Annotated in this window: 6 protein-coding genes; 4 read left to right on the forward strand and 2 right to left on the reverse strand. The window is 67.7% G+C overall.

Translation table 11 applies throughout. The features are described 5' to 3' along the window. Positions 1 to 75: 75 nt before the first annotated feature. Together ACXJKH_RS05250 and ACXJKH_RS05255 are read right to left on the reverse strand one after the other, a co-directional pair. Positions 76 to 918, reverse strand: coding sequence for a GGDEF domain-containing protein (locus tag ACXJKH_RS05250; RefSeq protein WP_457318557.1), 843 nt, complete (start codon positions 916 to 918; stop codon positions 76 to 78). A 362-nt stretch (positions 919 to 1,280) separates the two neighbouring features. Continuing rightward, positions 1,281 to 1,616 (reverse strand): hypothetical protein, encoded by a 336-nt coding sequence (locus tag ACXJKH_RS05255; protein WP_457318558.1) that lies wholly within the window; start codon positions 1,614 to 1,616, stop codon positions 1,281 to 1,283. A gap of 149 nt (positions 1,617 to 1,765) precedes the next feature. On the opposite strand from ACXJKH_RS05255, the gene ACXJKH_RS05260 reads away from it, so the two are divergent. The 4 genes from ACXJKH_RS05260 to ACXJKH_RS05275 form a co-directional block, all read left to right on the forward strand. Then, entirely contained in the window at positions 1,766 to 2,770 is a 1,005-nt protein-coding gene (locus ACXJKH_RS05260) for a 2-hydroxyacid dehydrogenase (RefSeq protein WP_457318559.1), read from the forward strand. A 48-nt stretch (positions 2,771 to 2,818) separates the two neighbouring features. Next, a complete protein-coding gene (locus ACXJKH_RS05265; RefSeq protein ID WP_457318560.1) occupies positions 2,819 to 4,441 on the forward strand; it encodes an L-lactate permease in 1,623 nt (540 codons plus the stop codon). Between the two features lie 452 nt (positions 4,442 to 4,893). Next, a complete protein-coding gene (locus tag ACXJKH_RS05270; protein WP_457318561.1) occupies positions 4,894 to 6,615 on the forward strand; it encodes a ShlB/FhaC/HecB family hemolysin secretion/activation protein in 1,722 nt (573 codons plus the stop codon). A 21-nt stretch (positions 6,616 to 6,636) separates the two neighbouring features. Beyond that, a partial coding sequence (locus ACXJKH_RS05275; RefSeq protein WP_457318562.1) for a two-partner secretion domain-containing protein occupies positions 6,637 to 14,971 on the forward strand: 8,335 nt, incomplete at its 3' end.

Raw genomic sequence — 14,971 nt, forward strand, 5'->3', positions numbered from 1 at the left:
GTCCAAAGATAATGCGATGACAAGGACTAACACATCCCATCTGCATGCGGTGTTGGTTGAAATTGCTTCAAGAAATCATCGCAACTTGCCCGTGCATGGCCTCGGACATCTCATTGACCGTGACCGTAGATGCAACAAAAAGCCCCGACCAAGGCCGGGGCTTTTCGTTTGTGGGAAAGGTTGCCTCCGCTCCAGCTGCGGATGTGCGCTCGGGGTAGTGCGAGGCGATGGTCTGATACCCTGCGCAGCGATTCCGGTCCACCCGTCCGGAAGCAGCGCGGGATCTGCGACAGCCATCACCACGATCATGCCCTTCACCAGTGCCTCGCGGTCCGGCATGTTGGATGGCGAGGACGCGTCGGCCATCAGGCGCAGCGCATCCAGGCGGCGCTGCTGAAGCTGCAACGGGGTTTCGGCGGTCGGGGCATCGGCTGCGCAGGCCAGCGCAGAAGAGGTAAACAGGGCGGCGGCCAAGCACAAGCGGCGTACCAGCGGGCAGACAACATCCCTGTTGCGTCCTTCGAGGTGGGGCCCGGATGGCCTGAGTGTAGCGGCGGTCCCGGGGCAAGCAACAGGGGCGGGCATCCAGCGCTTACGCCGTACCGGATCCGCCATCCGCACCCGGTTGCGGCCCTCGGTCGTGGCTTGGTAACGCGCTTCATCGGCGCGCGCTACGAGCTCCTCCAGGAGCGGTTGATCCCCGCCGGGGAGTGCCTCGCCAATGGCCGCGCCCACGCTGATCGAGACGGCGATACGCGTGCCGCCCACCGTGATGGGATCGGCGGCAATCGCACTGCGCAGTCGCTCGACCGCTACAGGAACTTCGTTGATGACCGGCGCCGACAGCAACGCGATGAACTGCGCGCCGCCAAATCGGGCGAACAGGTCCCGGTCACGCAGCGCCTCGCGGCATCGCATTGCCAGTGGAGGCCACCGCGTTCCGGCTGCCGTCCGCGATCGGCACCCTTGGGGCCGCAGCCGGCGAGGTCGAAGGAGACCACGTCGAAGCGCGCCCCCGAACCACGGTCGCACTGCCGTCCACGCCGTCTGCTCGGTGCCGAAGCCGTGGGAAAGCACCGCAATCGGTTTACCCTGGCCGCTGCGACGGCCGCACCTCTCAAAAGTGCCCACGTACTTCTGCCAATGGCGTTGCTGAAGTGGCGAATACCAGGGCACGATGGCGGGCGGGTCTGTCGCGGGCAGCGCTGGGGCGTCATGCGCTGTCCAAGCGCATGACCGCGGCCTGGGCATGCGTGCTGCCTTGCCCCCGACAGTGCCTGTTATCCCTGTCCGAACCGGACGCCACGGCAGTATCCGCCGAACAGAAGCTGCCTCAGATAGCCGCCGACTGCACCGGCCAGGAGGCCTGCCAGTACACGCCGTGCAGGCGTGATACCCCGCCGCACCAGAGCTGCCAGCCAGGGAAGCGCCGCCAGCGCCTGGGCCCCGACCAGCAAGGCCAGCACATCCAGACCAACGGCATCGACCACCGGCAGCAGGGGTAACAGCAACGGATTACACGCTACCAGCAGGACGATCGCCGTGGTGATGGCAAACAGGACACGCCGGCCCCCAGGGGTGGCACACCAACGCAATAGTCGAGACGTCAGGCTCAAGGAAGTTGCTCCAGTCGTTGGCCGCATTGTAGCGAGGTCGCCAGAGCGGCAGGTTTGCATGACCACCGGATGCGCGCGATCCTGTCACGCGTTACCGCGTAAGGTGCCTGGAAGGCCGCGCCGCGCGCTTCTCCCGCAGAGGATGCTTCATGAAGATCGCCGTATTCAGCGCCCGTCCCTACGACCGCCGCTTCCTGGACGAGGCCAATCAACATGCCGATGCCGCGCAATCGTTTGAATTCCTCTATTTCGACGCCTCCCTGGACATCCACACGGCCGCGCTGGCGCAGGACTGCGAGGCCGTCTGTGTCTTCGTCAACGACCGCCTGGACGCGGCGGTGCTGGATGCGCTGCACGCGCTGGGCGTGCGCGCGATCCTGCTGCGCTGCGCCGGCTTCAACAATGTCGACCTCGCCACGGCAGCCGAACTGGGCTTCTTCGTAGCGCGCGTCCCGGCCTATTCGCCCGAGGCGGTGGCCGAACATGCGCTGGCGCTGGTGATGACGCTCAACCGTCAGACCCACCGCGCCTACAACCGGGTCCGCGAAGGCAACTTCATGCTCGATGGTCTTCTGGGCCGCACGCTGTACGGCAAGACCGTGGGCATCGTTGGCACCGGCAAGATCGGCCTGGCCACCGCGCGCATCTTCAAGGGCATGGGGTGCACGGTGCTGGGCCATGATCCGTACCCGTCGACCGCCTTCGCATCGATCGGCACCTTCGTGCCGATCGATGAACTACTGGCTCGCGCGGACATCGTCTCGCTGCATTGCCCGCTTACCCCGGAAACCCATCACCTGATCAACGATGCGTCGCTGGCCGGGATGAAGGCCGGTGCGATGCTGGTGAACACCTCGCGTGGCGGCCTGGTGGATACCCAGGCGGTGATACGTGCGCTGAAGTCGCGCCACCTTGGCCACCTCGCCATCGACGTGTACGAACAGGAGAGCGTGCTGTTCTTCCAAGACCGGTCGGGTGAGATCATCGACGATGACACGTTCCAGCGGCTGATGACGTTCCCGAATGTGCTGGTCACCGGGCACCAGGGATTCTTCACAATGGAGGCGTTGCAGGAGATTTCCGGGATCACGCTGCGCAACCTCGGTGATTTCGCCGCGGGAAGCCCCTGTCCCAACCTCGTTACCGCCGCCTGACCCCGTTCGCCGCCGTTCCTCCGTCAACCCACCCAGCAGGGACTGACCATGTGGCCCCAGAACTACGACCCGCTCGGTAACGCGAATCTCTCGGCGCTGCTGGCTGCGCTGCCGGTGCTGGTATTCCTGCTGGCGTTGACCGTGCTGCGGCTGAAGGGACTCACCGCCGCGTTGCTGGCGGTGCTGGTGTCGGCCGTGGTATCGGCCTGGGTATTCGGCATGCCGCTGGGCAGCATCGGTGGCGCGGCGCTGCTGGGCATCGCCAACGGCCTGTTCCCGATCAGCTTCATCGTGCTGATGGCGGTGTGGTTGTACAAGCTGGCCATCCGCAGCGGCAAGTTCGAGGTGATCCGCGGCAGCATCGCCACCATCTCCGACGACCAGCGCATCCAGGTGCTGCTGATCGCGTTCTGCTTCGGCGGCTTCCTGGAAGGCGCGGCAGGTTTCGGTGTGCCCATCGCGATTTGCGCGGCGCTGCTGGTGGAACTCGGCTTCCGCCCGCTCAAGGCAGCCATGCTCTGTCTGGTGGCCAACGGCGCGGCAGGGGCCTACGGCGCCATTGGCATCCCGGTGCTGGTGGGTGCGCAGCAGGGCGGGGTGGCGCTGGGCGACATGTCGCTCATGCTGATCCCGCTGGTACAGGTCTGCGCCCTGCTGCTCCCGGCGCTGCTGGTGATGATGCTGGACGGCTGGCGCGGTGTGCGCGAAACCTGGCCGGTGCTGTTGGTGGTCGGCGTGGTCTTCAGCGGCACGCAGACGCTGGTGCTGCATTTGTTGGGGCCCGAGCTGGTGGACATCATCGGGCCGCTCGCGGCAATGGGCAGCCTGGCCGCGTTCATGCAGGTCTGGCGCCCGAAACGGATCTACCGCGAAGCCAACGCGCCGCCGGTCTCCAGCCGGCGCTGGTCGCTCCGGGAGGTACTGCTGGCGTGGTCGCCTTTCTACATCCTCACCGCCACCATCCTGGTCTGGAGTCTGCCCGCGTTCAAGGTGCTGTTCGCGGCGGATGGCGTGCTCGGCACAACGGTGCTGCACCTGCCCATCGGCCTGCTCGACCAGCGCGTGCAGGAGCTGCCGCCACTGGTCGCCAGTGCACGCGCACTGCCGGCAGTCTGGACTGTGGGGTGGCTCAACGCCTCCGGTACGGCGATCCTGATCGCGGCGCTGCTTACCGTCTTGCTGTCGCCCAAGCTGAGCGTGCGTTCGGCCAGCGAGGAGCTGGCGCAGTCCGGCCGGGAGATGTGGAAGCCGCTTGCGACGGTGGCCCTGGTGATGGCCGTGGCCTACATCACCAACTATTCCGGCGCGTCGTCCACGATCGGTTTGGCACTGGCCCAGGCCGGCGGCTTGTTCCCGGTGGTGGCGCCGGTGATCGGCTGGCTGGGAGTCTTCATCACCGGATCGGTGGTCAACAGCAACACCTTGTTCGCCCATCTGCAGGCGGTTACGGCCACGCAGATCGGCGTCTCCCCCGCGCTGCTGGTAGCGGCCAATACCGCCGGCGGGGTGATGGCCAAGCTGGTGTCGCCGCAATCGATCGCCATTGCCGCCGCTGCGGTGAAGCTGGTCGGCCAGGAGTCGGCGATCATGCGCACGACGTTGGCGATCAGTTTGGCCCTGCTGGGCTATGTGTGCGCGTGCACGCTGTTGTTGTCGGTGCTGCTGCACTGAGTGCCGCTGCGTAACGGCCTGTCGGGTCACTTCCGTCAAGCAGGCTTGGTATGCGCAGACCGCTCGCGTAAGATCCGCCCCGGCTTGCCCGCGCAATCGCGGCTGCGCCCGGTTCCCGCCCCTCAAGCGGTGGCACCGGGCGGTCAGACCACACGGCCATTCGACTTCCAGACCTGCTCCATCGCGCACCCCAACCGGTCGCGCGGTGGCGGCACCGTGGTGGCGGTTGGCTGAACGGCATCGGTACGCAAGCGGGAGGCGCGCTAAAGCATCTGATCCGCCTGCCGATACGGCGGGCGAGCGTCGAACCGCTGGGCGATGCAGGCCCCGGTGCCGTGGTGCGGCACTGCGACGGTCGACACATACATGCTCCGGAAGCGGGTTCCGCGCAATGCGCGGGGCGTCGCCGGCGCTTCAACGTACGAATGGATGCAACGACAGGGATGATTGGGATGGGGCGTGGACGCCGGCGTGGGTGGGTTCTTCTGTTTGCAGGCATGACCGCGCAGGCATCGGCACAACAGGTGGCCGAGGCCGGTGCGCAGGAACTGCTGCGCCAGCAGGAGCGTGAGCGCGCGTTGCGCGAACAGCAGGAGGCGCGGCCGGACGTTCGTCTGGAACGAACGGCCACCGATGCGATCGAGCGCCTGCCCACGCGCGAGGCCCCGTGCTTCCGTATCGATCGGATCGTGCTCGACGGCGAAGACGCCGCGCAGTTCCAGTGGGCGCTGCGCGCGACCGATCCGGGCGGCGATCCGGCGATCGGCCGCTGCCTGGGTACCGAAGGCATCAACCTGGTGATGAAGCGCATCCAGAACGCGATCATCGCCCGTGGCTACGTCACCACACGCGTGCTGTCGGCACCGCAGGATCTCACTGGTGGCACGCTGGTGCTTTCGGTGCTGCCGGGGCGCTTCCGCACGGCCGTGTTCGTCGATCCCGCCAAGGCGCGGACCACGATCGGCAATGCGTTGCCACTGCACGGTGGCCAGATCCTGAACCTGCGTGGCATCGAGCAGGGCCTGGAAAATTTCCAGCGCGTGCCGACCGTGACCGCCGATATCCGCATCGCGCCGGCCGAGGGCGACGCCGCTGCACCGGGCCAGAGCGACCTGATGATTGCCTGGGAGCAGCGCCTGCCGGTGCGCGCCAGCGTCAGCCTGGACGATGCGGGCAGCCGCGGCACCGGCAAGCTGCAGGCCAACGGCACGGTGTCGCTGGATAACCCGCTGGGTTTGAACGAGCTGTTCTACGTCAGCGTGGGGCGCGGGGTGTTCAACGGTGCGGGCAAGGACACCGACAGCTGGACCGCGCACTACGACGTGCCGTTCGGGTACTGGCTGTTCGGCGCGACGGCCAGCGGCTACGACTACCGCCAGACCGTGCTCGGCGCATACGAAAGCTACGACTACAGTGGCGAGAGCCGCAACGCCGAAGTCCGCGTGGATCGCCTGCTGTTCCGCAATGCCACCGTCAAGCTGAGCATGTACGGACGCGGCTGGTGGCGCGAGTCGCGCAATGCCATCGACGACACCGAGATCGAGGTGCAGCGACGGCGCACCGCCGGCTGGGAAATCGGCCTGGGCCACAAGCACTTCCTGGGGACGGCGACGCTGGATGCGAACGTGGCCTACCGGCGCGGTACCGGCGCCTTCGATGCGCTGCGTTCGCCAGAAGAGAACGCCTGGGCCTTCGATCCCGGCCTTCCGTTGGAAGGGACCTCGCGGATGAAACTGATCGTGGCCGATGCCCAGCTCAGCGTGCCGTTCCAGTGGGGCAAGCAGCGCCTGCGCTACACCGCCGCCTGGCGCGCGCAGTGGAACCGCACCCCGTTGTCGCCGCAGGACCGCTTCTCCATCGGCGGGCGTTACAGCGTGCGCGGCTTCGACGGCGAGGGTTCGCTCAGCGGTGAACGCGGGTGGACCGTGCGCAACGATCTCTCGGTCGGACTCGGCGGCGGGCAGGAGGCTTACCTGGGCATGGATTACGGACGCATCGGCGGGCCATCCACGCAATGGCAGGCCGGCGATCATCTGGCGGGCATGGCCATCGGCCTGCGTGGTGGCTGGCAACGCTTCTCGTGGGATGGCTTCATCGGTTCGCCGTTGAACAAGCCGCAGAACTACCCGACCGACTACACCACGCTGGGCTTCAGCCTGGCGTGGCGCTACTGAACCATCACAAGGACGTGTGAAATGAATCGTGTTTACCGGTTGGTGTTCAATCGTGCCCTGATGGTCTGGCAGGTGGCTTCCGAGCTTGCGGTCGGCAGCGGCGGCGGCAGTGGCGAGCGTGCGCCGGGCGAGCGCAGTGCGGCGCTGGCGCCGTTGGGGTTTGCGCTGATGTGCGCATTGGGCTGGGTCAGCCTGGTGCCGGTCGCGCAGGCGCAGGCCGGGCGAATCGTGTCCGATCCCACTGCGCCGGGTAACGAACGCCCGACCGTGCTGGCCGGGCCGAACGGCGTGCCCATGGTCAATATCACCACGCCGTCCGCCGGCGGGGTATCGCGCAACCGCTATGCGCAGTTCGATGTCGGCCCGGAAGGGGCCATCCTCAACAATGCGCGCGGGCAGACCCAGACCCAGCTCGGTGGTTGGGTGCAGGGCAATCCGTGGTTGGCCACCGGCAGCGCCAAGGTCATCCTCAACGAAGTCAACGGGCCGGCCAGCCGCCTCAATGGCTACATTGAAGTGGCCGGCCAACGCGCTGAAGTGGTCATCGCCAACCCGGCCGGCATCCAGGTCAACGGGGGTGGCTTCCTCAATGCCAGCCGGGTGACGCTCACCACCGGCACGCCGGTGTTCAAGGGCGGCGCGCTGGATGGCTACCGGGTCACGGGCGGGACGATCGACATCAGCGGCGACGGGCTGGATACCAGCCGCGTGGATTACACCGATCTGATCACCCGCTCGCTGCAGGTCAACGCCGGCATCTGGGCCAACCAGCTGCGTGCCAGCCTCGGCAACCAGCAGGTGGGCGTGGATGCCATCAGCGTGGCGGCGGCGGCCGCAACCGAAGACGCCCCGACGTTTGCATTGGACGTAGGCGCGTTGGGCGGCATGTTCGCCAACAAGATCTGGCTGGTCGGCAACGAGCATGGCGTCGGTGTGCGCAACGCCGGCACCATCGGCGCGCAGGCCGGCGAACTGGTGGTCACCGTCGATGGTCGGCTGGAGAACACCGGCGCGCTGCAGTCGAGTCAGGACGTGCGCCTGGATGTCGCGCAGGACCTGCGCAACGCCGGTACGATCGCCGCCGCCCGCGAGCTGACGGTGCAGGCGGCCGGCCAGCTCGACAATAGCGGCGGCACGCTCAATGCGCAGCGGCTGCAGGTGGCGGCCGCCACGCTGCGCAACCGCGGCGGCAGCATCGAGCAGGCCGGTGTGCAGGCGCTTGCGGTCACCGCCGGCACGCTGACCAACCGCGACGCCGGAATGATCGGCGCGCTCGACAGCGTGGCCACGGACAACAGCGGCAGCGAACCCGGCAGTGGGACCGGCAACGGCACTTCCACGCCGAGCCCCGGCGATGGCGGCACCGCGACGCCGGGCGCAGGCACCGGCAGCACGCCCGCCCCGGTCACCACGCCCACCCCGGCAGCGCCGCTGGCCGCCGGTGCAGTGAGCATCGCCGGCAGCCTGGACAACGACGGCGGCAGCATCGCCAACGGCGGTACGACCTCGCTGGTCGCGGCCAACGGGCTGGACAATGGCGGCGGCCGCATCGGCGTGTCGTCGCTGCAGGCATCCGGTGAGCTGGTCAACGATGCGGGCACCCTGCAGGTGCACGGCAATGCCAACGTGCGCGCGGGCACCTTGTCCAACCAGCAGGGCACGCTCAGCGTGGCCGGGCTGCTGGAACTGGAAGCACAGTCGCTGGACAACCGCGGCGGCGAGCTGCACCACGGCGGCACCAGTGCCGCGTCGTGGACCGTGCACGGCGAGGTGAACAACGACAAGGGCCTGCTGGTCTCCAACGCCGAGCGCCTGCTGCTCCACGTGGGCAACGTCAGCAATGCGGGCGGACGCATCGAGCATGCCGGCAAGGACAGCCTGATGTTGTACACCCAGTCGTGGACCGGTGCGGCTGGCAGCCTGCGGACAGGCGGTCGCCTGGACTGGTCGGCCGGCACCATCGACATGCACGGCGGCACGCTTAGCGCCGACCGCTTCCAGATCATCGCCTCGGCGTTGGACAACCGCGGCGGCACCCTGCTGTCGCTGGGCAACCAGGGCAGCGCGGTGCGTGCCGCGCGCCTGGACAACCGCGATGGCGGCAGCATCGCCGCCAACAGCCACCTCACGCTCGACACCCGCGTGCTCGACAACAGCAAGGGGCTGATCCAGCAGGCCGGCGATGGCACGCTGCGCATCCATGCCGATACGCTGGAGGGCAGCGAAGGTCGCTTGCTGAGCAACGGGGCGCTGAGCCTGTCCGGCGGCCAGCTCGATCTCAGCGGCGGCACCACGACCGCCCAACAGATCACGGTCGACGCCGACACCCTGCGCAACGTCGGCGGCCAGCTCACCTCGCTGGGTACCAGCGCGCTGCAGTTGAGCCTGCGCACCGCGCTGGACAACCGCAACGGCGCCGTGGCCAGCAATGCRGGGCTGCAGATCGACGCGGGTCGCATCGACAACCAGAAGGGCGCGTTGCTGGGTGCCGGCACGCACGGCAGCACAGTGCGCGTGCGTGGCGACCTGGACAACCGTGGCGGCACGCTGTCCTCCAATGGTGACCTGCAGGTGCAGGCCCAGCAGCTGCTCAACCAGGGCGGCAACGTGCTGGCAGCCGAAGGCGGGCACCTGCAGGTGACGACCCGTGGCCTGCTGGACACCTCCGGCGGTGGCCGCGTGGCCGGCACCGGTGACATGACCCTGCACGCCGGCCGCTTGGACAATACCGGCGGTGCGATCGAACACGCCGGCGATGGCAGCCTGCACATCACCGCCGACACCCTGCACGGCGCCGGCGGACGCATCCTCAGCCTGGGCGCGCTGCAGCTGGACGGTGGCGAACTGCTGCTCGGCACGGCCAGTACCACCCAGGCCGAGACCGTCAGCGTCCACGCCGACACCCTCAGCACCGCTGGCGGCACCCTCAGCGCGACCGGCAACGGCGTGCTCGACCTGCACCTCACCGGTGCCCTGGACAATCGCGGTGGCAGCATCGCGGGCAATGGCGCCATCGCGCTGCAGGCCGCCAGCGTAGCCAACCAGAAGGGCGCGCTCAGCGCGGCCGGCGACGCGACCAGTACGTGGACGGTCAGCGGCGTGCTGGACAACGCCGAGGGCGTGATCGCCAGCAATGCGGATGCATTCACGATCAATGCCGGGCACCTGATCAACACCGCCGGCACCATCAGCCATGCCGGCGACAGCGGTCTTCAACTGCACACCGATCGGCTTGATGGCAGCGCGGGCACCCTGGTCAGCAAGGGTGCCCTGACCGTGCGCGCCACCGAATTGGACCATCGCAACGCCACCCTCGGCGCCGACCGCGTGGACCTCCAGGCCACCCACCTGGACAACCGCGCGGGCCGCATCGTGGCCAGCGGCAGCGGCGCCAGCCAGATCCTCGCCGAGGAACTCGACAATGCCGGCGGCACCGTGGCCAGCAACGGCGACCTGTTGCTGCAGGCGACCACCTTCGACAACACCGCAGGCACCGTCCAGCACGCCGGTGACGGCACATTGCAGATCGACGCGCAGACCCTGCTGGGCCAGCGCGGCACCGTGCTCAGCAACGGCGCGCTGAGCGTGACCGGGCAGGGCACCGACCTGCGCGAGGCCATCACCTCCGCGCGCGCGATCAGCATCGATACCGGCACCCTGACCACCGCCGGGGGCACGCTCACCGCCACCGGGGACCAGGCCCTGCGATTGACCGTGCAGAGCACGCTGGACAACCGTGGCGGCAATATCGGCGGCAACGGTCTGCTCAACCTGTCGGCGCAGCAGTTCTTCAACCAGAAGGGGAGTGTGCAGGCGGCAGGCAGCGGCCACTCCACGCTGGATATCGCGCAGGCACTGGACAACCAGCAGGGCCGCATCCTGCTCGGCGGCAGCGGCGTGCTCAGGGCTGCCAGCCTGGACAATCGTGGCGGCACCGTGCACGCCGCCGGCAGCGGCTTGACCGTCACGGTCGACGGCCGCCTGGACAACAGCGCGCAGGGCCTGCTCTCCAGCACCGCCGCGCTGGCGCTGGATGCGGGCGCGCTCGACAACCACGGCGGCGCCGTCTTCGCAGGCACCACGTTGCAGCTGGACACCACCAGCGCGCTGGACAACGCCGGCGGCGTCATCCAGTCCACCGATGCGATGCAGCTGCGTGCCTCGGGCCTGTCCAACCAGCTGGGCAAGATCATCGGCGGCGCGGTCGACATCGACACGCGCGGCTACGCGCTGGGCAACCAGAGCGGCACCATCGGCAGCCAGACCGGCGCGCTGCAGATCCGCAGCGGTGCGCTGGACAACAGCGGCGGCCGCCTGCAGTCGCAGACCCAGCTGACCGTGGATGTCGGCGCCAACGCCCTGACCAATACTGCATCGGCCAGCAATGGCGGCATCCTCGCTGGCGGCGGCCTGCGCATCGATGGCGGCTTCCTCGACAACCGTGGCGGCGTGCTGCTGGCCCAGGGCGATGCGCTGCTGAAGCTGGCCAGCGTCGACAACAGTGGTGGCGGTGCACTGACCAGCGCCGCCGACCTGTCGCTGGAGGCATCGACGTTGAACAACGCTGCCGGCCGCGTGCAGGCCGGCCGCGATCTCGATCTCAGCCTGGGCGGCGCGCTCGACAACCAGGGCGGCGCCGTTGCCGCCGGCCAGACGCTGACGCTCAAGGCCAGCAGCGTCGACAACCGCAACACCCGCACCAGCGACAACACCCTTGGCCTGCAGGCCGGCCAGTTGCAGTTGGATGCGCAATCGTTCGACAACCGCCATGGCCAACTGCTGACCGATGCCGGCAGCCGCATCCAGCTCGGCGCGGGCCTGGACAACGCCAATGGCCTGATCTCGGCCGGCGCCAGCCTGGACATCGGCGCCGACGTGGTCAGCAACAGTGCCGGCCTGCTGCGCTCGGACGGCAACCAGAGCCTGACCGCGCGCGCGCTGACCGGCGACGGCCAGCTGCACTCCCAGCGTGATGCCACGCTGACCCTGCAGGAAGGTATGGTCCTCAATGGCGAGCTGATCTCCAACGGCACGCTCACGCTGACCACCGCGGGCGATCTGTCCAACCAGGGCATCCTGCGCGCCGGCAACCTCGACCTCAACGCGCGCAACATCGACAACATCGCCGGCGCGGAAATCACCAGCCAGGGCACCACCCACCTCGGCGCCAGCGGGCAGCTCACCAATCGCGGCTTGATCGACGGCGTGGTCACCCACCTGGAAGCGGGTACGCTCGACAACGTCGGCACGGGCCGCATCTATGGCGACCACGTGGCGATCTCCGCCGGCACCGTGCGCAACCGTGCCGAGACCGCGAACGGCGCCACCCGCGTGGCCACCGTCGCCGCGCGTGAGCGCCTGGACATGGGCGTTGGCCAACTGATCAACACCGACAAGGGGCTGATCTACAGCGGCGGCGATGCTGCCATTGGTGGAACGTTGGGGGCCGATCGCCTGGCCGCGGGCGTGGCGGGGCGCATCGACAACCTCAGTTCGGTCATTGATGTGGACGGTGATCTCACGATCAATGCCCAGGCAGTCAACAACATCCGCGAGAACGTGGTCGTCACCGAAACCACCAAGGTGGAAGCCCCGGTACGCATGGACCRGCCTTCGTGGTGGCGCAACGGCAACAATGGCACCTCCGATATCCGCAGTACCAGCCATTACAGCGCCCATGAGGTGTATTACCTCAACCCTGCCGACATTCTCGAGGACGAGCCGCATATCACGCCGGATGGGTTCACCGTACACCGTGCCGTGGTGCGACTGACAGCGCAGACCAGCGCTTACTTCTTCGGTCGTGGTGGATTGTACGCAGCGTCCGGTGAGCGTTCGCGATTGAACGTGCAGGACGGCACCGTCACCCTGTATTACGTCGGCCGTCAGGACAACCAGGTCAATCCGGACCAGGTCACCAGTGGTGCGGACGATCCGTTCACCGAGCTGAGCGCGCTCCACCCCGATTCGACACCGTTCCGCTACGTCGAGGACAACCTGACGTACTCCAGCGCCTACGGCACCTGCACCACCGACTGCGTGCAGCTGTGGACGTACAAGGACTACGATCCCGACCGGACCCTGACCGGCCCGCAGTTCTCGGGCGGAAGTTCCACCAGTGGCAACGAGCAGTACCGCATCGCCACCCGTACCGTGACCGAGGATCTGCTGGCACCGGGAGCCGGTGCGGATGCGGTCATCCGCTCAGGCGGTGCGATGCACATCGGCACCGACAGCCTCGAAAACCGCTACGGCAGCATCGCCGCAGGCGGCAACCTGCAGGTCACCGGTCTGACCGCGACGGCGAAAGTCACCAATCTGGCGCAGACGCTGCACCGGACACACGCGTTCAACAACGTCAGCCGGACCTTCGGCGGCGACACCATTACCTGGAGCAATCCGTCCATTTCCGAGGTGACCGGAAAGATCGGCGGCAGCATCACCAGTGGTGGCACGTTGAGCATCGACGTCGGTGACCTGAGCAACCTCAACCAAGGGCGCGACGCCCCCAACGTGCAGGATGGGGCGGCAATGGCCAACCTCAACGTGCAGGGGCCCAGGACGCTGGACGGGGCGGGCACAGGAGGAGCGCAGGGGCCGGGCCATGCGTCCGGCACAGAGGCCGGGCGCGCGCAGGCGCAGTCGGCTGATGCGGCAGGCAGTAGCCAGGGCGGTGCCGTGGGGGGCGTGGCCAACAATGGCGCGGTGTCTGGTGGGCGCGTGGTGGCTGCTGCCGGTGATTCCCCAGACCGCGTTGCGATGGGCGCACCGGACACCCGCGCACCCAACGCCAGCCTGTTCAACGTCAACCCCAATGGTGGCAGCTACCTTGTCGAAACCGACCCGAACTACACAGACCGAAAGACCTGGCTGAGTTCGGACTACCTGCTTGGTCAGATGGGTTACTCACCCGATGCCGTGCAGAAACGCCTGGGCGATGGCTTCTACGAACAGAAGCTGGTACGCGAGCAGATCGGTGAATTGACCGGGCGCCGCTACGTCGGCAACTTCCAGGACGATGAAACACAGTACCGGGCGCTGCTCGAAGCCGGTGCGACGGTTGCCAGGGAATGGGGCCTGCGCCCCGGCGTGGCACTGACCGAAGCCCAGATGGCGCAGCTCACCAGCGACATCGTCTGGCTGGTCGAACAGACCATCACCCTGCCCGACGGCAGCACCACCACCGCGCTGGTGCCGCAGGTCTATCTACGCCTGCGCCCGGGCGACCTCAACGAGCAGGGCGCATTGCTGGCCGGCGCCAACGTCGACATCACTCTGGGCAATGGTCTGGTCAACACCGGTGAGATCGCCGGCCGCCGGCTGGTTACCATCGACGCAGGCAGCATCGAGCACCTTGGCGGCAGCATCTCCGGGCAGTACGTGGGGCTGGCATCGGGCAAGGACATTCTTATCTCCGGTGCCAGCGTCACCGCCACCGACGCGCTGTCGGTGCAGGCCGCAGGCAATGTCACCGTCGCATCCACCGTGGAAACCTTCACCGGCAAAGGTACGTCGCGGCATGAGATCACAACGCTGGATCGCGTGGCCGGCCTCTACGTAACCAATCCCGGCGGGGAAGGGGTGCTGTCGGTGGTCGCCGGTGGCGATATCAGCCTGCAGGCTGCGCAGATCCTCAATGTGGGCGCAGACGGCATCACCCAGCTGGCGGCAGGCGGCAGTCTGGATGTGGGTGCACTGGCGCTCGGGCAGCGTAGCGACGCCACCTTTGATGACCGCAACCATGTGCGCAGCAGCCAGACCACCCATGCTGTGACCACCGTGCAGGGCAGCGGCGACGTGGTGCTGGCTGCAGGCAGGGACATCAACCTTGCCGCCGCGCAGATCAAGGCGGACGGCGGCATGGCCCTGCAGGCGGGTGGTGACATCAACAGCCAGGCGCTGGTGGACAGCACCGCGCGTGATTTCAGCAATGCGGGCAAGCGCAGTTCGCTGCAGGTCACCCAGCGTGACGAGACCGTGCGAGGCAGCCAGCTGTCGGCGGGCGACAACCTGCTGCTCACTGCGGGCCGCGACGTCACTCTCACCGCAGCCCAGGTCGCCAGTGCCGAAGGCGCGGTGAGCGTGGCCGCCGGCCGTGACGTGAACCTGCTCTCGGTCAACGAAGCGCATGACTACAGCCTGGACAGCGTCGACAAGAAGAAGAAAACGCTCTCCAGCACCACCACTACCCGACACGCCGTGGGCAGCGACAGCTACGCGATGGGCACGGTCATCGAAGGCGCTGCCATCGACATCACCGCCGGCCGTGACCTCACCGCCGGCGGTGCGGTGATCGACGCGACGGACAACGTGATCCTGGGCGCCGGCAACAACGTGCTGATCACCGCTGCCGAGG

The organism is Stenotrophomonas sp. P5_B8 (genome assembly GCF_054049855.1).